Origin of the sequence: Pedobacter cryoconitis (assembly GCF_014200605.1) — a bacterium.
In the GTDB taxonomy this organism is placed as follows: Bacteria; Bacteroidota; Bacteroidia; order Sphingobacteriales; family Sphingobacteriaceae; genus Pedobacter; species Pedobacter cryoconitis_B.
Genome location: NZ_JACHCE010000012.1, coordinates 100,372 through 121,794, shown reverse-complemented (window position 1 = coordinate 121,794; position 21,423 = coordinate 100,372). Strand labels below are relative to the sequence as shown.

19 protein-coding genes are annotated in these 21,423 nt (G+C 39.3%); 11 read left to right on the top strand and 8 right to left on the bottom strand.

The genetic code is table 11. The features are described 5' to 3' along the window. Positions 1-10 precede the first annotated feature (10 nt). Positions 11-2,485 (bottom strand): endopeptidase La, encoded by a 2,475-nt coding sequence (gene lon / locus HDE68_RS25110; protein ID WP_183885249.1) that lies wholly within the window; start codon positions 2,483-2,485, stop codon positions 11-13. Between the two features lie 275 nt (positions 2,486-2,760). Between lon and HDE68_RS25105 the strand changes: the two genes are divergently transcribed. After that, a complete protein-coding gene (locus HDE68_RS25105) occupies positions 2,761-3,387 on the top strand; it encodes a tetratricopeptide repeat protein (RefSeq protein ID WP_183885247.1) in 627 nt (208 codons plus the stop codon). A gap of 87 nt (positions 3,388-3,474) precedes the next feature. Here the strand turns inward: HDE68_RS25105 and HDE68_RS25100 are convergent, their stop codons facing one another. Continuing rightward, positions 3,475-4,005 (bottom strand): hypothetical protein, encoded by a 531-nt coding sequence (locus HDE68_RS25100; protein WP_183885245.1) that lies wholly within the window; start codon positions 4,003-4,005, stop codon positions 3,475-3,477. Further along, positions 4,005-5,525, bottom strand: a complete 1,521-nt coding sequence (gene gpmI / locus HDE68_RS25095) for a 2,3-bisphosphoglycerate-independent phosphoglycerate mutase (protein ID WP_183885243.1) — start codon at positions 5,523-5,525, stop codon at positions 4,005-4,007. The genes HDE68_RS25100 and gpmI overlap by 1 nt, the downstream gene beginning before the upstream one ends. A 407-nt stretch (positions 5,526-5,932) precedes the next feature. Here gpmI and HDE68_RS25090 point away from each other — a divergent pair, with 407 nt between their 5' ends. Genes HDE68_RS25090 through HDE68_RS25075 form a run of 4 tightly spaced genes read left to right on the top strand, consistent with a single transcriptional unit; the run spans position 5,933 to position 8,710 of the window. Beyond that, positions 5,933-6,328 carry a DUF4783 domain-containing protein gene (locus HDE68_RS25090; protein WP_221300953.1) on the top strand — a complete coding sequence of 132 codons (396 nt, stop codon included), beginning with the start codon at positions 5,933-5,935 and terminating at the stop codon, positions 6,326-6,328. Between the two features lie 48 nt (positions 6,329-6,376). Continuing rightward, complete coding sequence (nadC, locus tag HDE68_RS25085; protein WP_183885241.1) at positions 6,377-7,219, top strand: carboxylating nicotinate-nucleotide diphosphorylase; 843 nt, start codon at positions 6,377-6,379, stop codon at positions 7,217-7,219. 3 nt (positions 7,220-7,222) lie between these two features. Beyond that, entirely contained in the window at positions 7,223-7,876 is a 654-nt protein-coding gene (gene plsY / locus HDE68_RS25080; protein ID WP_183885239.1) for a glycerol-3-phosphate 1-O-acyltransferase PlsY, read from the top strand. A gap of 6 nt (positions 7,877-7,882) precedes the next feature. Further along, positions 7,883-8,710, top strand: coding sequence for a M48 family metallopeptidase (locus HDE68_RS25075; protein WP_183885237.1), 828 nt, complete (start codon positions 7,883-7,885; stop codon positions 8,708-8,710). A gap of 95 nt (positions 8,711-8,805) precedes the next feature. Here the strand turns inward: HDE68_RS25075 and HDE68_RS25070 are convergent, their stop codons facing one another. The 4 genes from HDE68_RS25070 to HDE68_RS25055 form a co-directional block, all read right to left on the bottom strand. After that, on the bottom strand, positions 8,806-10,065 hold the full coding sequence (locus HDE68_RS25070) for an anthranilate synthase component I family protein (RefSeq protein ID WP_183885235.1): 1,260 nt from the start codon (positions 10,063-10,065) through the stop codon (positions 8,806-8,808). A gap of 88 nt (positions 10,066-10,153) precedes the next feature. Next, positions 10,154-11,431 (bottom strand): adenylosuccinate synthase, encoded by a 1,278-nt coding sequence (locus HDE68_RS25065; RefSeq protein WP_183885233.1) that lies wholly within the window; start codon positions 11,429-11,431, stop codon positions 10,154-10,156. 35 nt (positions 11,432-11,466) lie between these two features. Continuing rightward, positions 11,467-11,955: a Fur family transcriptional regulator gene (locus tag HDE68_RS25060; protein ID WP_068402925.1), complete on the bottom strand. Its 489-nt coding sequence runs from the start codon at positions 11,953-11,955 to the stop codon at positions 11,467-11,469. Positions 11,956-12,097: 142 nt separating this feature from the next. Then, the gene (locus tag HDE68_RS25055) at positions 12,098-14,308 is read right to left on the bottom strand and encodes a RelA/SpoT family protein (protein ID WP_183885231.1); all 2,211 of its coding nucleotides are present in this window, start codon (positions 14,306-14,308) and stop codon (positions 12,098-12,100) included. A gap of 110 nt (positions 14,309-14,418) precedes the next feature. Here HDE68_RS25055 and HDE68_RS25050 point away from each other — a divergent pair, with 110 nt between their 5' ends. The 6 genes from HDE68_RS25050 to HDE68_RS25025 all read left to right on the top strand — a co-directional run bounded on the left by HDE68_RS25050 (position 14,419) and on the right by HDE68_RS25025 (position 20,710). Beyond that, positions 14,419-15,039 (top strand): DUF4294 domain-containing protein, encoded by a 621-nt coding sequence (locus tag HDE68_RS25050; protein ID WP_183885229.1) that lies wholly within the window; start codon positions 14,419-14,421, stop codon positions 15,037-15,039. A 2-nt stretch (positions 15,040-15,041) separates the two neighbouring features. Beyond that, entirely contained in the window at positions 15,042-15,539 is a 498-nt protein-coding gene (locus HDE68_RS25045; protein WP_183885227.1) for a glutathione peroxidase, read from the top strand. A 38-nt stretch (positions 15,540-15,577) separates the two neighbouring features. After that, on the top strand, positions 15,578-16,312 hold the full coding sequence (gene bshB1, locus HDE68_RS25040) for a bacillithiol biosynthesis deacetylase BshB1 (protein ID WP_183885225.1): 735 nt from the start codon (positions 15,578-15,580) through the stop codon (positions 16,310-16,312). Positions 16,313-16,360: 48 nt separating this feature from the next. Continuing rightward, positions 16,361-17,722 (top strand): acyl-CoA dehydrogenase family protein, encoded by a 1,362-nt coding sequence (locus tag HDE68_RS25035; protein WP_183885223.1) that lies wholly within the window; start codon positions 16,361-16,363, stop codon positions 17,720-17,722. A 197-nt stretch (positions 17,723-17,919) separates the two neighbouring features. Then, entirely contained in the window at positions 17,920-19,053 is a 1,134-nt protein-coding gene (locus tag HDE68_RS25030; protein ID WP_183885221.1) for a TlpA disulfide reductase family protein, read from the top strand. Between the two features lie 397 nt (positions 19,054-19,450). After that, positions 19,451-20,710, top strand: coding sequence for a YdcF family protein (locus HDE68_RS25025; RefSeq protein WP_183885219.1), 1,260 nt, complete (start codon positions 19,451-19,453; stop codon positions 20,708-20,710). Positions 20,711-21,016: 306 nt separating this feature from the next. On the opposite strand, the gene HDE68_RS25020 is transcribed toward HDE68_RS25025, so the two are convergent. Next, positions 21,017-21,421, bottom strand: coding sequence for a hypothetical protein (locus HDE68_RS25020; RefSeq protein ID WP_183885217.1), 405 nt, complete (start codon positions 21,419-21,421; stop codon positions 21,017-21,019). Positions 21,422-21,423 lie beyond the last annotated feature (2 nt).

Below are 21,423 nucleotides of genomic sequence, written 5' to 3'. Positions count from 1 at the left end.
ATCTGCGCAATTAGATTATCACTGCTGGTTTGACTTTGATAGTCAGATCCTGAGGATCTTTAACCTGATCTTTCATCAATGCCAGTTCAATAACTTCTTTCATCTCAGTTACATAATGGAAATTAAGATCTTTGATATAACTTTCTTTGATTTCCAGGATATCCTTACGGTTGGATTTACATAAGATGATATCTTTAATGTTAGCTCTTTTGGCAGCAAGGATCTTTTCTTTGATTCCGCCAACTGGTAAAACTTTACCACGAAGGGTGATTTCACCTGTCATGGCTAAATTCGATTTTACTTTACGTTGCGTGAAAGCTGAAGTCAGTGCAGTCAGCATGGTAATACCTGCCGATGGACCATCCTTAGGTGTTGCACCTGCGGGCACGTGAACATGGATGTCCCAAAGATCAAACAGCTGGTTGTCAATGCCAAATAAGGAAGCATGTGCCCTGAGATAAGCGAGTGCGATGACAGCAGATTCTTTCATCACATCACCAAGGTTACCTGTCAGGGTTAATTTTCCTTTACCAGGGCTCAGGCTTGCTTCTATAAACAGGATATCACCACCTACTTGTGTCCAGGCCAGTCCGGTTACCACACCAGCTACCTCATTGCCTTCATATAAGTCTTTGTCATAAATAGGTGCACCTAAAATACGCTCTACATCTTCAAGACTCAATGCTGGTTCATAGGTCTCTTCCATAGCAATTTTAGTTGCTACGCCACGAACCAGTGAACCTATTTTTTTCTCTAAACCACGAACACCGGATTCACGGGTATAGTCTTCAATTACTTTTTCAATCAGGCTTGATTTTAAGACAATATCTTTTGTCTGAATACCGTGCTGTTCTTTTTGTTTTGGTAAAAGATACTTTTTAGCGATCTCTATTTTTTCTTCAATGGTATAACCATTTACTTCAATGATTTCCATCCTGTCCAGCAAAGCTGGCTGAATACTGCTCAGTGAATTGGCTGTCGCAATAAATAGTACGTTAGACAGATCATAATCAGTTTCTACATAATGATCATTGAAAGCACTGTTTTGTTCAGGGTCCAATACTTCAAGTAATGCCGAAGAAGGGTCGCCTCTGAAATCAGAACCTACTTTGTCAATCTCATCCAATACAAATACCGGGTTAGCGGCACCTGCTTTTTTGATAGACTGAATGATACGTCCGGGCATTGCACCTATATATGTCTTTCTGTGTCCGCGGATTTCTGCTTCATCTCTGATACCACCTAATGCCATACGGACATATTTACGGTTCAGTGCTTTGGCTATTGATTTTCCCAATGAAGTTTTACCAACTCCCGGAGGGCCTACCAAACAGATGATAGGAGCTTTCATATCGCGTTTCAACTTCAATACCGCTAAATACTCAATGATACGCTGTTTCACTTTCTCTAGTCCGAAGTGATCTTTATCCAGTACCCTTTGCGCACGTTTCAGGTCAAAGTTATCTTTAGTGAAATCGTTCCATGGTAAATCAAGTAACAATTCAAGATAATTGATCTGTACAGAATAATCGGGTGCGGCAGGGTTCATTCTTCCCAGCTTTTCCAGTTCTTTACCAAAATGATCCTTTACCTGTACTGACCATTTTTTCTTTTTAGCACGGACTTCTAGCGCTTCGTATTCAAGATCGGAAGAGTTTCCTCCCAGTTCTTCCTGAATGGTTTTAAGCTGCTGATTTAAAAAGTAGTCTCTTTGCTGTTTATCCAGGTCAACACGGACTTTAGATTGTATCTGGTTTTTTAATTCCAGCATCTGCAGTTCCAGTGTCAGTAATTCCATAACCATTAAGGCTCTTTCTCTCAGATTGTCCATCTCAAGCATTTTTTGCTTGTCTTTGACATCTGCATTCATATTGGAAGAGATGAAATTGATCAGGAAAGAAGTGCTTTCAATATTTTTGAGAGCCATTGCTGCCTCACTCGGGATATTAGGGGATAGCTGGATAATTTGTGAAGACATTTCTCTGATAGAGGCTACCAGGGCTTTGAATTCTTTATCTTTTTTATGCTTGGCCTCATTAAATTTACTGATCGTAACTTTAATATAAGGTTCGGATTGTACCTCTTCAATTAATCGGAAGCGTTGTTTCCCCTGGATGATTACAGTCGTATTACCGTCAGGCATCTGCAGCATTTTGATAATATGTGCTACAGTACCAACTTTATTTAACTGCTCAAATGTTGGATCTTCGATAGATACATCGAGCTGGGAAACCACACCAATAATTTTGTCACCTTTATAGGCTTCTTTTATCAGTTTTATGGACTTGTCTCTTCCAACGGTAATTGGGATGACAACTCCAGGAAATAAAACCGTATTTCTCAAGGGAAGTATGGCTAATATTTCAGGGGTTTCTTCGTTATTCATCTCATCTTCATCCTGTTGGGACATCAAAGGGAAAAATTCCGTATCTTCATTTATGATGGGTAGTGCATTGCCAAAATCAAACTGATCTTTTATACTCATTAATAGGCCTTTCTAGAATAAAAAAACGACAATGTGACAGTCTGCCGCTTATAAAAATAATAATTATATATTGATGGGTATAATTTCAACTCCTGTGCCAAACATTCATAATTGCTTTTTATCTGTTAAAAAGTCAGAATATGCGAAATTAATTGATAGTAATATCATAATTTGGTTTTTTATACGTTTACCTTTTAATATCAATAAATGATGCGTAAATTATGGGTACTTATATCTATCATTTCATATCTTTATTCTTTATTAAATAAAATTTGATGAACTACATTAAAAAAGCGCTTATACTATTCTTGGTTGTTTCTGCCAATGTCAGCTTTGCTCAAAGCGGAAGTTATGATAAATTAGGAATGCAGGCAATGATGAAGGGCGACTATAAAGGAGCAGTAGCTCAATTAGAGAAGGCCGATGCTAAAACCCCGAATAATCCGAGTGTATTGAAGATGCTGGGATATTCTTATTTTCAATGTGGTAATTTTGAGAGTTCTATTGAGACTTACAGCAGATTGATTACTGTTAAACCATCTGATTATTCTGCTTATTATTATAGAGGTAAAGCAAGACAAAATGTGGCCAATGACCCTAAGGAATCTTTAAATCAAATGCGCGATACTTTCTATCAGTCGGCGATTAAAGATTTTACTAAAGCCATTGAGATCAATGGGGAGGAAGATACTCAGTTATTGCAAAACAGGGGGCTGGCTTATAAAGACTATGCTATTTATAAATCTTATAAGATTAAAAAACGTGTAGATAAAGATGCTTGTATTGTATTATTTAACAATTCGGTGTCAGACTTTCAAAAGGTCTTAACTGTTCAGCCTTTACGTAAGGATATCATTTCACTGATAGACTATGTTAAAGCACAGATTGCAAGCCTGAAATAAATGAATTAAACCAGATTGATCAGTGATCAGTCGGGAATAAAAAAAGCCGGAAACATGTGTTTCCGGCTTTTTTTATTGTTTATGTTTTTACTTGAACCTTCCTGTGATCGTATAGCTTTTTCCTTTCAGTAACCTGATGTTCTGTATCTTTTTAACTTCATACAGACTATCAGGAAAATAAGAGAGTGTATCGTTAGAAGTGTACAATGAATTGGTATTGCTGATCAATAACTTAATCCCGTAGATTTTACCGTTTTTATAACTGATGTTTAAATACTTTACCGGTACTTTTTCATTGTCAGAAAGGTAAGTTTCTGAGTCTTTTGTTTTTTCTGATTTAAACAATCCCTGCCAGGCAGATTTGTTAATGTCAGCATCAGAAAAAGAAGAGAGCTCTTTTGGCCAGTCAGCAATCTTTAACTTTTTACGTTCTTTAGCGTTGTTGACAATAACCGTTTTATCTATCTCAGGATTTAATGCAGTAAGACGTTTAGCCTCTTTTGCGATATAATCTTTCAGATCAAAATAGGTTAATGAAACATGCTGTTTTTTGGGCGCTGCAGGATTACAGGCCGCAAAAAACAAAATGCTTAAAGAAAAGAATGACAGTTTCTTCATTATACCAGGTAATTTCCAGTCATGATCTCAGGTTTCTCAATTCCCATTAACTTCAGAATTGTTGGTGCAATATCACCCAGTTTACCGTCAGCGATAGCCGTGTAATCAGTTCCTACTAAAATACAAGGAACCAGATTGGTTGTATGTGCTGTGTTTACTGAACCGTCATTGTTGACCATAAATTCTGAGTTTCCATGATCTGCCAGAATGATAAAAGCGTACCCATTTTCAAGACCTTTGGTCACTACAGCTTCAGCACAGCGATCTGCTGTTTCTACTGCTTTAACAACGGCATCAAAAACACCTGTATGTCCAACCATGTCCGGATTAGCGAAGTTCAGGCAGATGAAATCTGCCCAGCCTGTTTCCAGCTCTTGTGTAATGGCATCTGTAATTCCCTGCGCACTCATCTCTGGTTTAAGGTCATAAGTAGCTACTTTTGGAGAAGGGATCATTAATCTTTTCTCGTTTTCAAAAGCCAGCTCCCTGCCACCTGAAAAGAAGAAGGTTACGTGTGGATATTTTTCTGTTTCTGCAATACGGATCTGATTTTTATGATTCTTCTCTAAGATTTCTCCTAAAGTTTCTGTCAGGTCATCTTTAGTGAAAACAACTTTTACATTTTCAAAGTTTTCATCATAAGTAGTCATCGTTACATAATATAACGGTAATTTATGCATCTCAAAATCAGGATAGTCATGTTGTGTCAGTACCGCTGTGATTTCACGGCCCCTGTCTGTTCTGTAGTTGAAACAGATCACAACGTCATCAGGCTGAATAGTTGCCAATGGCAGATTATTCTCACCTGTAACTACGATCGGTTTAATAAACTCATCCGTAATGCCATCTGCATAAGATTGCTCAATCGCTTTTAACGGATCTTGTGTAGGCGCACCAACGCCTTTAGTTAACAAATCGTAAGCCTGTTTAACGCGTTCCCAGCGTGAATCTCTGTCCATCGCATAGTAACGGCCAATTAAACTGGCTATCTGACCTGTAGAAGTTTTCAGGTGATCATCCAGTTCTTTAATGAAACCCAGTCCTGAATTTGGATCTGTATCCCTGCCATCTAAGAAAGCATGTACAAAAACATCTTTCAGCCCCTGTTCATTTGCGGCATCACATAAGCCTTTCAGGTGATTGATATGCGCATGTACACCACCATCAGATACTAATCCGATAAAATGAACTGCTTTATTGTTTTTCTTTGCATAATCAAATGCATCGACTAAGGTCTTGTTGGTTTGAATGGAACCATCGCTGATTGCTTTATTGATTCTTCCCAGTTCCTGGTAAACGACTCTTCCTGCACCAAGGTTCATATGTCCAACCTCCGAATTGCCCATCTGGCCGGCTGGTAAACCTACTGCCTCACCAGATGCTTCCAGCTTTGAATTAGGATAGTTTTTTAATAAAGAATCAAAGAAAGGTGTATTTGCTGCATATGCAGCGTCCGAATTGTCCTGTTTTCCGTAACCCCATCCATCAAGAATGAGGAGCATCACTTTTTTATTATTCATTTAAATTGAATTGATATTTCGCCGATAAATAATGTAAGGGCATCCTGTTTCTTTCAGATTATATCCTGATTTGAAGCCGGGGCCAAACAAATATAACTCTTATTGATTTTGGATAAGAAATCTAAATGTAATTTATACACACTTTGGATATTTGTATGGCCTGGAGTACAATCTTTCCGGGTTTGGCGTTCCGGATAAATACAGGCTACAGATTTGTGCTTTTGAGGGTAAATAGCTTTTCTAACAAGAATGTGACAGCTATTTCTTTTTAGCAGGAGTGCCTGTATCAGGTTTAGGATCAGAGTTTAAATTATTCCCCTACAGGTGAAAGTCTGATTATTTAAAATTATAATCTTTAAGCGCTTAATGGCATAATTTGTGTGCGTAATATTTGTTATCTTTAGAATATGATTAGACCCTTACTTTCGGTACTGATTTTTTTTACCCAGCTATTTAATCCTGGGTTATTTCAAGGGGATATTGTTGATTCATTATCAACTTTATTTAAGGCTGGGAATTCAAAAGAAATCAGTAAAAATTTTTCCCCATCTGTAGAATTAACGATCAATGAGGAAGAAGACGTATATACCAAAGCGCAGGCTGAACAGATAGTCAGAGAATTTTTCACTAAAAATGCCCCTGTTAATTCAACAGTGGTGCACCTCATTAATACCAATCCAAATTATCGCTTCGGAATCCTTTCCCTGAGTACAAAAAACGGAAAATTCAGGGTAGCTATTACACTCAAAAAAACAGCTAACACCTTTTTTATCACTGAATTACGGATTGAACCGGATAAATAGTAATGCAAATTTAGGTAAAAATGCTATTTTTGATCTAAAATACATGTTTTGGATAAGAAATTAATAGACCTATTTATAAAAAATGCTATCGCCGAAGATCTTGGTGATGGTGATCATACCTCTATGTCTACCATCCCTGCCGGAACCCAGGGGAGAGCAAAGCTCTTGGTTAAAGAGGATGGTATACTTGCCGGAGTAGAACTTGCTCTTGAAATTTTCAGCCAGGTAGATTCAGCGTTACAGACCGAAGTCTTTTTGAAAGATGGGGATGAAGTTAAATACGGTGATATCGCTTTTACAGTTAGTGGCAGCTCTCACTCTATTTTGCTGGCCGAAAGACTAGTGTTAAATTGTATGCAGAGAATGAGTGGTATTGCAACCAAAACTCATCACGTTACGCAATTGCTTGCGTCCTACCCAACTAAAATACTGGATACCAGGAAAACTACACCTGGAATGAGATACCTTGAAAAATGGGCGGTCAGAATAGGTGGTGGGGTAAATCACCGGATTGGATTGTATGATATGATCCTGATCAAAGATAATCACGTTGATTATGCTGGTGGAATTGCTAATGCAATTATCGCAGCTAATCAGTATCTTGCAGATAATGGTAAAAATCTTGAAATAGAGATTGAAGTAAGAAACCTGGAAGAATTGAACCAGGTACTGGAAAAAGGAATGGTAAATAGGATTATGCTGGATAATTTCAGCTTTGCTGACCTTAGACAGGCTGTGAAACTGATTGATCATCGGTTTACTACGGAAGCATCTGGTGGGATTACCGAAGAAAGTATAGCTGAATATGCAGCCTGCGGAGTTGATTATATCTCTATGGGCGCATTGACCCACTCAGTTAAGAGTTTAGACCTGAGTTTAAAAGCCTATTAAGGTATGATATCTATCTATTCTATTTCTGCAGTCATTCTGGCTTATCTCTGCGGGTCTATCCCGACAGCGGTTTGGATTGGACAGGCATTTTATGGTATTGACGTAAGAGAATACGGCAGTGGAAATGCAGGTGCGACAAATACTTTCCGTGTATTGGGAAAAAAAGCTGGTATGGCTGTAATGACCATTGATATTGCTAAAGGGTACACTGCTACAAAACTTGCCTATTTTATAGGGCTGTCTGTAACCGGACCCCATAATTCTTCTCAGTTTGTTAATTATGAGCTTGCATTGGGCGTAACTGCTGTTATGGGCCATTTGTTCCCTATCTTCGCCGGTTTTAGGGGCGGTAAAGGGGTTGCTACGCTTTTTGGAATGATTTTGGCAGTTAACTTCCCGGCAGCTATGCTTTGTGTTCTTGTTTTTGTGGCGGTGCTTCTGGTTACAAAATATGTATCTCTGAGTTCTATATGTGCAGGATTTACTTTTCCATTAGGGATTGTTTTTATACTGCATTCTACCATTAAGTCTGAAGTGCTGTATGGGATGTGTGTGTGTATCTTAATTCTGGTGACACACCAGAAAAATCTGGAGCGCTTACTTAAAGGCAAAGAATCTAAAGTTTATCTGTTTAAGAAGAAAACAACTATTAACTAAAAACCGATGAAGAAATTAACGTTGCTGGGTATTGCTGCTGTAGTATCTATGGCTTATGCGTGCTCTACAGTTCCCCTGTCAGGGAGAAACAGAATAAGTTTTGTAAATGAAAGTGAAATGCAGACTGCCGCTGCACAAAGTTATACTACACTTTTAAAAGACCCGAATACTAAGATCTTAAATAATGCTGATGCACAGCGGGTCAAAAGAATAGGGGAGAAGATTGCGGCTGCAGTGACAAAATATATGAATGCGAATGGTTATGCTGCACAGATTCAGGGCTTTCGCTGGGAATTTAATCTGATTGACAGTAAAGAAGTCAATGCCTGGTGTATGCCGGGTGGTAAAGTAGCTGTTTATTCAGGTATTCTTCCTGTAACCAGGGATGATGCAGGACTGGCAACGGTAATGGGACATGAAATTGCCCATGCTATAGCACAGCATTCATCAGAACGTGCTTCTAAAGCCGCATTGGCACAAGGTGTGGGAGGTTTATTAGGTGCTGCGACCGGCAGTCAGTCTGAGGCTACACAAGCGGCAATCAGTAAGATTTATGGTGTTGGTGCACAAGGGTTTTATTTGCTGCCTAATTCAAGGACGCAGGAACTGGAAGCTGATCATTTAGGATTGATCTTCATGTCTATGGCTGGTTATGATCCTGCGAATGCAGTTAATTTCTGGCAGAGAATGGCTGCAGTTAGCCAGTCTTCACAGAAACCACCTGAGTTTTTAAGTACTCACCCCGCTGATGCGACAAGGATTGCTCAGATTCAGAGAGATCTGCCAGAAGCGAAAAGATATTTTAATTCTCCTTCGGGAAAACCAATCAGATAGTAAGTTTAATCAGATTGCAGCAACTATTGAGGGATATTATTTGTCAGAAAAAAACTGCTTTATGAATTGTGATTGATTATCATATAAAAGGGTCGTTAATGCGACCCTTTTAGCGTTTTAATTATTGCTGAAGCTTTCAGCATACACTCTTCATATTCCGCTTCTGCAGAAGAAGCGAAAGTAATTGCCCCGCCGACCTGAAAAGACAGGTAATTCTTTTGCTCATTATAGAGAATGCTGCGGATAACTACATTAAAATCAAAATCTCCTTCTGGATCAAAATAGCCAAAAGTGCCAGAGTACATTCCCCTTCTGCTGCATTCGGTTTCTTCTATTAATTCCATAGCCCTTAGTTTGGGTGCTCCGGTCATAGATCCCATTGGAAATGTGCGCTGTATAGCTTCAACAGGATGCAGTGCGGGATCCAGCTCACAGCTTATGGTAGAAATCATCTGGTGTACCTGTGGAAAACTGTAGATGCCAAAAAGTTCATCAACCTGAACTGTTCCGGGGACGGCACTTTTTGTCAGATCATTCCGGACCAGGTCAACAATCATTACATTTTCGGCTTGTTCTTTCAGGTCATTTTTTAAAGCTATTTTGATCAGCTCGTCTTCTGTCTGGTCCTTACTTCGTTTAGCAGTTCCTTTGATAGGCTGGGAAATTAATCTGCTCCCGCGTTTACACATAAAGCGTTCAGGACTTGCAGAAAGGATATAATTGCTGTCAAGTTTAAAGAATCCTGAAAATGGGGTAGGGGATAGCTCATTCAGGTTCAGGTATACCTCATAAGGGTTTATGGAAGCATTTTCTGCAAAAAATTCCTGACAGAAGTTAACTTCATAAATGTCTCCCCTTGCGATATGTGCCCTTAATTCATTGACCTTATCTAAATAAGTTTCTTTATTCATTTTAGGTTTCATCTCTAGCGGGGCCGGAGATGAAAATGCGGACTTCCGGATTTTATGGATGGTGTCTAATAGATCGGGCGTACCTGCCAGAATTTCAATATTGCCATTTTTAACGGCAATGAGATATTGCGGGACAAAGAAAAACAGGTCTGGAAAATCAAGCTTATTTTCATGAGCAGAAGTCAGGTCCTCTATTTCATTTTTAAGATCGTAACTCAGTAAACCGAACAACCAGCCCGGATGTTTTAGAGAAAATGTCTGTAGTGCTTTAAAAGCATCGCCTGTGGCCGCATTGAGCTGATGTTTAGCTCCGGCAGCAAGCAGGAAATCATATCTGGAATAAGGATCGGTATATTCATTTGAATCAAAACAACAGCAGACTTCAAACTGATTTGCCCATTGTAAAGCTTTTTGTTTAAATGAAATTAGTTCCTGAGGATTCATTGTTTGAAAATTGTAGTATTAGGCTATTTTAATCCTTAAATAAAAAAAGGCGGCTCTTAAGGCCGCCTTTTTTATATCTATTGATTGCTTAAGGAAGAATCAATGTTTGTACTCTATCAGGACCAACAGAAAGGTATCTTACTGGTACTTCTAATTCTTTCTCTAAGAAAGCGATATAAGAGGCAAGCTGAGCAGGGATCTGATCAACTTCCGTGATTTTAGTAATGTCAGTTTTCCAGCCTTCAATTGCTTTAACAACTGGTGTAGGCTTGATAGAAATGATATCGTACGGCATGTAGTCAATCGTTTCACCATTGTGCTCATAATGTGTACAAGCATAGATTGTATCAAATCCGCTCAATACATCAGCTTTAGTCATGACCATTTCAGTAACACCATTCAGCATAATTGCATATTTAAGGGCAGGAAGGTCAATCCATCCGCAACGGCGTGGTCTGCCTGTAGTCGCACCAAATTCGTGGCCTACCTGGCGCAGGTTTTCTCCAACTTCATCTTCCAGTTCTGTAGGGAAAGGTCCGCTTCCTACACGGGTGCAGTAAGCTTTGAAAATTCCGATCACACTTCCGATTTTGTTTGGTGCAATACCTAAACCAGTACAAGCACCGGCAGTAGTGGTGTTTGAAGAAGTTACGAAAGGATAAGAACCGAAATCAATGTCCAGTAATGTTCCTTGTGCACCTTCAGCAAGAACTTTTTTGCCTTCTTTAAGATAACCGTTTACAAAGTGCTCACTGTCAACATGAGGGATGTTTTTGATAAATTCAATCGCCTCAAAGAAAGCAGCTTCTTTTTCAGTCAGGTCATACTCAAAATTATAATGAGAAAGTAATTCCTTGTGTTTAGTAACCAGTTTGTTGTAACGCTCTTTGAAATCTGGTAAAGTAGTATCTCCAACACGTAAACCATTACGTCCGGTTTTATCCATATAAGTCGGGCCGATACCTTTTAGTGTCGAACCGATTTTATCTTTACCCATTTTCTGCTCATTGGCAGCGTCTAAAAGCTGGTGAGTAGGAAGAATCAGATGTGCTTTACGCGCAATCACCAGTTTGCCATTAGCAATAGGATCGTGACCCGCAGTTTTCAGGTTATCTAATTCTCTTTTTAAAATGATGGGATCGACTACCACACCATTACCAATCAAATTCATGGTGTCTTTGTTGAAAATACCAGATGGAATAGTATTTAAAACAAACTTTTTGCCATCAAACTCTAAGGTGTGGCCGGCATTCGGTCCGCCTTGAAAACGAGCTATCAAATCATACTGCGGACATAATACGTCAACAATTTTTCCTTTGCCCTCATCGCCCCATTGCAGGCCAAGAAGCACGTCTACTTGCGTCATTATTTTTATTTAAGAAAAGATTATAATTGTGTTTTTTAACTTGCGTGTTTGATATCCTCTTTTTGTTTGATAGATGCTTTTGCTGAACAATCGAAGCAACTGCCATATAAGTTTAGAGAATGATGTTTGATTTCGAATTTCAACAAATCACCAACCATGCTCTGAATCTGATGGATCCTCGGATCGCAGAATTCAACAACTTTACCGCAATCAATGCAAATCACATGATCATGCTGGTGGTAACCGTAAGACTTTTCGAATTGGGCCATGTTTTTCCCAAACTGATGTTTAGTAACCAGATCACAAGAAACAAGTAACTCCAGTGTATTGTACACGGTAGCCCTGCTTACTCTGTATTTCTGATTTTTCATATGGATGTAGAGGGTCTCTACATCGAAATGATCATCTCTGGAATAGATTTCTTCTAAGATGGCAAAACGCTCCGGCGTTTTTCTCAGACTTTTATTTTCGAGATAAGCTTCGAATATTTTTCTAACCAACTCGCTGTTATGGTTTGTAGACATAGTTTTAAAACTCCTCTCAAAGGTATCATTTTTTATATAGAACCCCATGAAACTGTTTAAAATTTATCTGTTTATTGCTTGGTTTTGACTCACAAGCTGTTAAAACAGATAAACTTATACAGTTTTTTAAATTTAGTTAATTTTAAGCATCAAAACGTGTGACCCCTGTTACACCTTTTACTTCTAAAAGATTTTTGATCAGATTGTCAAGATGCTCCTTATCATTTACAAAGATCATAATTGAACCATCAAATATACCATTATCTGTATCTACGGTAATAGAACGCATATTCACTTTAAAATCACCGGAGATTACTTTAGTAATATTGTTAATCAGGCCTACATCGTCAATACCTATAATATGTAATCCGGTAAGGAAAGTAAGTTCCTGCTGTTTGTTCCATTTGGCTTTCACAACCCTGTAGCCATAGTTGGCCATCAGCTGTGCGGCATTCGGACAATTGGTACGGTGTATTTTGATGCCTTCGCTCACCGTTACAAAACCAAATACGTCATCACCGGGAATCGGGTTACAGCAGGCTGCAAGTGTATAGTCAATTTTCTGAAGATCTTCACCAATCAATAAAATATCAGATTCAGGACCTTTGACTTTATTTAACAGGGCTTCTATCTGCTGCCCGTCATTCCGCTGCTCGGTACCTCTGTTTTCAATTTCTTTTTCGCTGGCCAGGTATTCCTTTAAGTCTTTCAATTCGATCTTCCCGGTCGCTACAGCTATGAAAAGTTCTTGTGTGGAAGCCAGTTTAAAGAAATAACTTAATTTATTCAGATTGTCAGTATTGTAAGTGATCTTTAAAGATTTCAGCTTGCGTTCCAGTGTTTCTTTTCCACCCTCTGCAATCTTTCTTTTCTCTTCTTTTAGTGAAGACTTGATTTTCGATTTGGCTTTTGCCGTTACAACAATATTCAGCCAGTCTTCTTTTGGTATTTGTTTACCGGAAGTGATAATCTCTACCTGATCTCCATTTTGCAGTTTATAGGAAAGTGGTACTAATTTGTGGTTCACTTTAGCGCCTATACATTTTGCGCCTACATCGGTATGGATCTCAAATGCAAAATCTAATGCGGTTGCACCCAATGGAAGTTGTATTAATGCCCCTTTTGGTGTGAAAATGAAGATTTCGTCCGAAAACAGGTTCATTTTGAAATCATCCAGGAAGTCAAGTGCATTAGCTTCCGGATTGTTCAGCATCTCCCTGACTTTCATAATCCACTGATCCAGACCATTGTCATTGCTTGATTCTTTGTATTTCCAGTGTGCAGCAAAACCTTTCTCTGCAATCTCATTCATTCTTTGTGTACGGATCTGAACTTCTACCCACTGGCCTTTAGGGCCCATTACTGTAGTGTGCAAAGACTCATAACCATTTCCTTTAGGGGAAGAGACCCAGTCGCGTAAACGATCCGGATTTGGACGGTATAAATCTGTAACTATGGAATAGGCTTTCCAGCAATCTGCTTTTTCATTTTCAGGGGAACTGTCCAGTATAATACGGATTGCAAAAAGATCATATACTTCTTCAAAAGGAATATTTTTCTTTTTCATCTTGTTCCATATCGAATGGATAGATTTAGGGCGGCCATATATACTGGCTACAAAACCCTGTTCAGCTAATATCTCATTGATAGGATCAACAAAATGCTTCACAAACAGGTTGCGCTCTGCTTTTTTCTCATTCAGTTTGGTTGCGATAAATTTATAGGTATCCGGTTCCAGATACTTCATGGAAAGGTCTTCCAGTTCAGACTTTATAGCGTATAAACCCAGTCTGTGTGCTAAAGGAGCGTACAGATAAATAGTCTCGGATGCGATCTTTAACTGCTTGTGCCTTGGCATAAAATCCATGGTACGCATGTTATGAAGACGATCTGCCAGTTTAATTAAAATCACCCTTACATCATCTGCCAGGGTAAGCAGCATTTTCCTGAAGTTCTCGGCTTGTAAAGAGCTGTTATAATCAAATACACCTGCTATTTTAGTAAGACCGTCAATGATTTTGGCAGTTTTCTTTCCAAATTCTCTTTCAATATCTTCGAGTGTGATCTCCGTATCTTCTACTACATCATGGAGTAATGCACATACAATAGATGTTGTGCCGAGCCCGATTTCCTCAGCAGCGATTTGAGCCACAGCAATAGGGTGATAAATATAAGGTTCACCAGATTTTCTGCGCATATCTTTGTGACTTTCAAGGGCCATATCGAATGCTTTTCTGATTTCTTTCTTATCTCCTTTTTGTAATGTTGGCTTACAGGCACGCAAGAGTGCACGGTATCTCTTCAGGATTTCTTGCTTTTCTGCTTCTAAATCAATCACTAAGGTATTCTTCATTTGTATTATTTTCGTAATAATTATTGCTTGTTAATCGTTTAAGAATATATTAGATTTAGTTATAAACCTAATGTATTAAATTTGCTTTAACTTCGTGGGAGTATAAATTTATGAAATTTTGCAGTGTATTTATTCTGTTATTTGTCATTATTGCCGTAGGTGAACTAAAGGCGCAGGATAATTCTGTGCCTGTAAGGTTTCCTGTGAGAGGCAAAAATGATACCATCAGAGTAGCCTCAACTAACGAAGATGGTGAAATGATCCCGTGGATACCTCTTAATGAGGTGGTTATCTACGGTGCCAGGATTTTTAAAACCCCTGCAGACCGTGCAGCATTCAACAGACTCCGTTACAATGTACTAAAAGTTATGCCTTATGCCCTTTTTGCAAAAAGAAGATATGAGCAGCTGGAGCGTGACCTGGCTGTAACCACAGATCGCAAAGAGCATAAAAAACTGGTCAAGGCCTGTGATGCTGAAATCAAGAAAATGTTTAATACAGAGATTAAGGAACTGACTATTACCCAGGGACAGATTCTTACTAAACTCATTGACAGAGAAGTAGGGCGTACCACTTACGAAATTGTTAAAGAAACACAAGGAGGTGTCAAAGCCTTTATCTATCAGTCCGTTGCGAGAGTAGTAGGACATAATTTAAAAAGTACTTATAACGCTGAAGAAGAAAGAGATATCGAATCTATTATTCAGAATTCAGGATTTTATCGTCAATAAACATGGAAGAAAACCCTCAGAGTATTTACCAGTTCAATGCAAAATTAATCAATGGAAAAGATCAAAAATTAGCTGATTATAAAGGTAAAGTACTCCTGATCGTAAATATTGCTTCAGCTTGTGGTTTCGCCCCCCAGTTAAAAGAACTGCAAGAGCTCAGGGATTCATTAAACAACGAAGAGTTTGAAGTTCTTGGATTTCCGTCCAATGATTTTGGCGGGCAGGAGCCTCTGGTAGGAAGTGCCATTTACGAGTTCTGTGAAGTGAATTATGGGGTTAAATTTCCTGTATTTGAGAAAATAATGGTTCGTGGTTCACAAGCTAATCCGATTTATAAATTCTTAAGCAATAAAGACCTAAACGGTCATATCAAATCCACTCCAAGGTGGAATTTTCATAAATATCTGATCAATAAAGATGGCGAAGTAGTAGACTACTTTTTTCCTTTCACCAAACCTTTGTCCTCAAAGGTCAGAAAGAAAATTCAGCGCCTGTTATAAAGCTCTGAGCGCAGGCTTAGCAATCATAAAACAAAACAATGAAATTAGACATATTAGTATTAGCTGTACATCCGGATGATGCCGAATTAGGATGTTCAGGAACAATTTTAAGACATATAGCCCAGGGAAAAAAAGTTGGGATAATTGATTTTACGAGAGGGGAATTAGGATCAAGGGGGACGGCTGAAACGCGTGATGGAGAAGCAGCAGATTCAGCAAAAATATTAGGTCTGCATGCCCGTGAAAACTTAAGGTTCAAAGACGGGTTTTTCAAAAATGATGAAGAGCACCAATTAGAAGTTATCAGAATGATCCGTAAGTATCAGCCTGAGATTGTATTTGGTAATGCGGTACATGACCGTCATCCTGATCATGGAAGGGCTGCTTCTTTAGCGAGTGATTCTTGTTTCTTGTCGGGGCTGCCAAAAGTTAAGACCATGGAGAATGGTATAGCTCAGGAAGCATGGAGACCACGTTTATTCTTACAGTATATTCAGGATACGTACATTAAACCTGATATTATTGTTGATATCACTCCTTATATAGAAACTAAAATTCTTTCTATCAAGGCTTTTAAAACACAGTTCCATAGTCCTGAGCTCAACAAAAATCCAGAACTGGATGGACCGGTGACTTATATTTCTTCACCAGAATTTTTTGAAAGTGTAATTGCTCGTGCCAGAGAAATGGGTAAACCTATTGGGGCGACCTATGCAGAAGGCTTCACTTCCAAAAAACTTTTGGGTGTGGATAATCTTTTCGATCTGCGTTAGGGAACAAAATCGGCCATTTGCTGTTCTATAGATAAAACAGTTTCAATTATGGCAGGTATATTCTCTAAAATAAAAAATGCTTATACACTTTTCCAAAGTGTGGACCTCGAAAAACTGGATGCACTATCTAAAAAGGTAGATCTTAAAAAGATAGTGGATTCAGTTGCGGGTCTGGATGAAACGCAGCTTTCAGGTTTAATGAAAATGCTGGGAACCCCTCACAAAAAGAAGGAGCTTCCGCCTATTAATGGTGATTTTTATCATTTGGGTGATACCGCATTAAATGAAGAAGACCGTGCGCTCCAGCTAAAAGTACGTGCATTTTTAGAGAAGGAGGTTAAACCTCTGGTCAATGAATACTGGCTGAAAGCTGAATTCCCTTTTGAACTGATCCCTAAAATTGCAGCACTGAATATTTGCGGACTGACTTATCAGGGCTACGGTTGTCCTGGTAAATCAAATGTGATGGAGGGTATGCTGGCCATGGAAATGGCGAGGATTGACACTTCAATGTCAACCTTTTTCGGTGTACAGAGTGGTTTAGCTATGGGCTCAATTTATCTGTTAGGTTCAGAGGCTCAGAAACAGGAATGGCTGCCAGCTATGCAGCAGATGAAAATCATCGGTGCTTTTGGTTTAACCGAACCTGAAGTTGGCTCTGCGGCTGCGGGAGGATTAACTACCACAGCTAAAAGGCAGGGAAGTAAATGGATTCTGAACGGTCAGAAAAAATGGATAGGAAATTCTACTTTCTCGGATGTGACCATTATATGGGCCAGAGATGTGGATGATAATCAGGTAAAAGGCTTCCTGATCAGAAAAGGAAACAAAGGTTTTGCTGTAGAAAAAATGCACGACAAAATGGCTCTGCGAATTGTGCAGAACGGGTTAATCACGCTGACCAATTGTGAGGTAGATGAGGAAGATCGTTTACAAAATGCAAATTCCTTTAAAGATACGGCCAAAGTCCTGAGAATGACCAGGGCAGGTGTAGCCTGGCAGGCTGTGGGATGTGCACGCGGGGCTTATGAAAGTGCACTGGCCTATACCAGGACCCGTAAGCAATTTGGTAAACCTATAGCTTCTTTCCAGCTTATTCAAAACCACCTGGTAGAAATGCTGTCTAATCTGACGGCTATGCAAACCTTATGTTTCCGTTTATCCCAATTGCAGGATCAGGGACTGCTGACAGATGAACATGCTTCATTGGCTAAAGTATTTTGTTCGTTGCGGACCCGTGATGTGGTGAGCAGGGCAAGAGAGGTTATGGGTGGAAATGGGATTCTGCTTGAATATGATGTTGCCCGTTTTGTGGCCGATGCAGAAGCTATTTATTCTTATGAGGGAACTAAAGAAATTAACTCTTTAATTGTGGGGCGTGCAATAACTGGATTTTCGGCTTTTGTTTAAACAAATATCATTTGAATTTAAAGAGGTTGGGTTGGTGAATACGTTATAGAAAAATAATCCGTTATATTTTGGTTACATGGGGCAGCGTCCGATATTTTCCTTGTAATTTTGAATTATCGGAAGGTATGGTACAGGAAGCAATTTCGTCTGAATAAACATGCCGGTATATAATAACTAACACCTAAAAAATAAAATAAATGAAAAGATTAGTGCTGTCACTATTAATGACTACCCCTGCGTGTTTGTTCGCTCAGGCCGGGGATTTTACATTGAATGGAAAAATCGGAACATTGGATGCTCCGGCAAAAGTATATCTTACTTACAGATCGGGCGATGGTGCCGTTTTGGATTCTGCGGTAGTTAATAAGGGCGTATTTACATTTAAGGGAAAAGTTGAAGGCCCTTCTATGGCGAGAATTATTGTTGACCATAAGGGTGAAGGCTTAAGAAAGCTGGGCAGATCAGCAGATAATGCGATTGTGTACCTGGAGCCATCAACAATTAATATATCTGCGAAAGACTCTTTAAACACACTGGTAGTTAGTGGTTCAAAATTAAATGATGAGAATGCAAATTACATGAAATATGTAGCTGGCCCTCTTGCCAAGTTAATGGCGATCAATAAAGAATACGGGGATGCTCCTGAAGCAAAACAAAAAGATGAGGCTTTCAATAAAGCATTGAAAGAAAGATATGAGAAGGCAGAATTGGAGATGAATATCCTTCAATCGGCTTTCATCAAAGAAAACCCTGATTCTTACTTCAGTCTTTTAGCTTTACGTGAGTTGGCGGGAGAGAGCATCAATGTTGCTGAAATAGAGCCTGTTTACAAAGGTCTTTCAGAAAGAGTGCGTACTACACAGGCGGGCATTGATTTTGCGAAAGCTATAGATGCTGTACGTGGTACATCGGTAGGGGTAATGGCTCCGGATTTTACACAAAACGATGTAAACGGCAAACCTGTAAAATTATCAAGTTTCCGTGGTAAGTATGTCCTGATAGATTTCTGGGCTTCGTGGTGTGGACCATGCAGAGCTGAAAACCCTAATGTGGTTGCTGCTTACAATAAATTCAAGGACAAAAAATTCACTATTATTGGTGTATCCTTAGATCAGGAAGGCAAAAAAGATGCATGGTTGGCTGCTATCAAAAAAGATGGTTTAGTCTGGACGCAGGTTTCTGACCTGAAGTTCTGGAATAACGAGGTTGCTGTACTTTATGGCGTAAGAGGAATTCCTCAAAACTTCTTAGTTGATCCTGCTGGTAAAATCGTAGCGACTAACCTGAGAGGTGAGGAGTTGCATGCTAAACTTGCGCAACTCTTAAAATAATCATCATCTTAAGCTGATGTCCTGAGGGCGTATCTTATAAAATAAAGGCAATACTGTATACTGTGATTGTTCCATTAAGGAGCAGTTTTACTCCTACAGCATTGCCTTTTTTGTATAGCTCTGATTGTGAAGATCATAGTCATAGTAATTGCCATTGCTTCTATTATTCCTGGTGATGCTAAATTGTTACCTCTGATAAATAGAGTTAACACTATTTTTAGATACAGCTAACACTGGCCGGGTAGTTTTGGCGAAAATGTTAAGTTAATCCCATTGTTAGGAAAACCTAATATAAGAAGTTCGGCTGATAGGCTCATTGAGCATGGTTTAACAAATATTAAAAAAATCGTGGCAGTAATCAATATATCTGTCAAGATTAATACCTTCAAAAAAAACTATGAAATTCTCCTTCCTTCTGTTCTGCAGTTGTTTAATTGCTATCCATGTATCGGCTCAAAACCAGCATCCTGACAGTCAGTATATTCTTCAAAGCACTCACAATGCGGTTCAATATAAAAACTACTACCTGCTCACTTTATTTCAGAAAGATCCTGCTGTAAGAGCTCTCCTTCAGAGGGACCCTATCTTAACTGAACTGCTGAATAACAAAAAAGCAAAAACAGAAGATGCTATAAAGAATTGTACTAATAGCTCCTCCTGTTTAACTACAGCTATCCAGTTTGGCCCTGAGGAGGTATCGGCTGTCAGTAAGCGTCTGGAGTCCCTTTTTACATCAGGAGGTGGTAGCAATGCATTACACTCTCTGGTCAGCAATCAGCTTATCCCTTCTGGCTGTTATAATCTCTATGCAAATCTGAAACCTGTAGAAACCTTAACCAAGGCCTGGGAACAAGATGCCAATGCGATCAATCATGTCATCAATGTATATGTAAACGGCCAAAAACCTAATTACCCGGCAATAGACTCTATCAGTTTTGATGTGAAAGATAAAAACTACCCTGAGTTAGTGCGTACCAATGCCCGATTGAGCCTTGACAAAGAAAACGCCCTATTCTTTGAACCTTCGATGCAATTTGCCCTTGTTGCCCTGGAAATCAACGAACGTAATGACGCTGCTGATTACGAGCCAATGGCCAGTACCGTAAACAAAGCAGCAATCTTATCCATAAAGAGCACAAACTTCAAATCCTACCCATACAGCTTAATCCTTGTCCCTGGAGAAGGCCCTGAGGAACATGATACTGAACTCAGTCCGGGGGGAATGCTTAGATGTCGTCTGGCAGCAGAACAATATAAAAACAAGGTTGCTCCCTACATCATGGTTTCGGGTGGTAGAGTACACCCTTACAAAACAAAATACAGCGAAGCCAACGAGATGAAGCTCTTCTTAATGCGTACTTTACAAATCCCTGAAAGTGCTATATTGATGGAGCCACATGCCAGGCACACAACCACAAACCTGCGTAATGCTTCAAGGCTCATGTTCCGGTATCATATGCCAATGGATAAACCAGCCCTTGTCGTTACTGTAAAATCTCAAAGCATGTACATCAGTGACACAATGCCTCAGCGCTGCATCAAAGAACTTGGCTATGAGCCCTACCGTGTTGGAAAACGTTTATCAGATAATAACCTGGAGTTTTATCCAAACGTTATGTCATTACAGATAGATTTCGATGAACCAATGGACCCATAGGTTCATTGGTTCATCGAAATCCCTTTTGCACCAGTCCTTCTAAGTCGTCTTTAGTCGTCTATCTATCTATCTATCTATCTATCCGCCCAATCTGCTCCATCTATTTGTCTCCTCCCCAAACACGCGGATTCACTAAACATTCCATTGAAATCAAGTCAGGGATTTTCCGGGGAAGAAGGAATCCTATGGAAAATAAAAAAGGCCAGTTAGTTTTCTGAACATTTTTCAGCGCTTTTCGCGGTGAAAGCCGTTCAGAAAACTAACTGGCCTTTTTTATTTCTATTTTCCCTGCAAAAACCCGGGAACTTATTTAAATGGCTGTTTGGTGATACTCGTGTGACCAATGGCTGTTTTTTCGTACAACCCTACACACCCCTTATCAAACTTCCCATCAAAATTAACACTTCCTGCGCCTAACTCTGTCGGTACTTCTGTCCCTTCCATAAAAAAATAAACCTTCGTATTTCCACCTTTATGGTGTGGTTTATAATTTCCATAAGTTTCCATTTCCGACCAGATCGTATCCTTTACGGTAACAGCAAACACATATTGAACCGGTCCTGTATTATTCTCATTTCTGTAATGAGCAACCTCCTTGAAACCGGCTTTAAGATCGCCGGTTCCGGGTTGAAAAAACGTACCCTTAAGCATCCAGATGACCAAAACAAAAACCAGTACACCCAGGAAAATATTAATCTTTCTATTTCGCATTA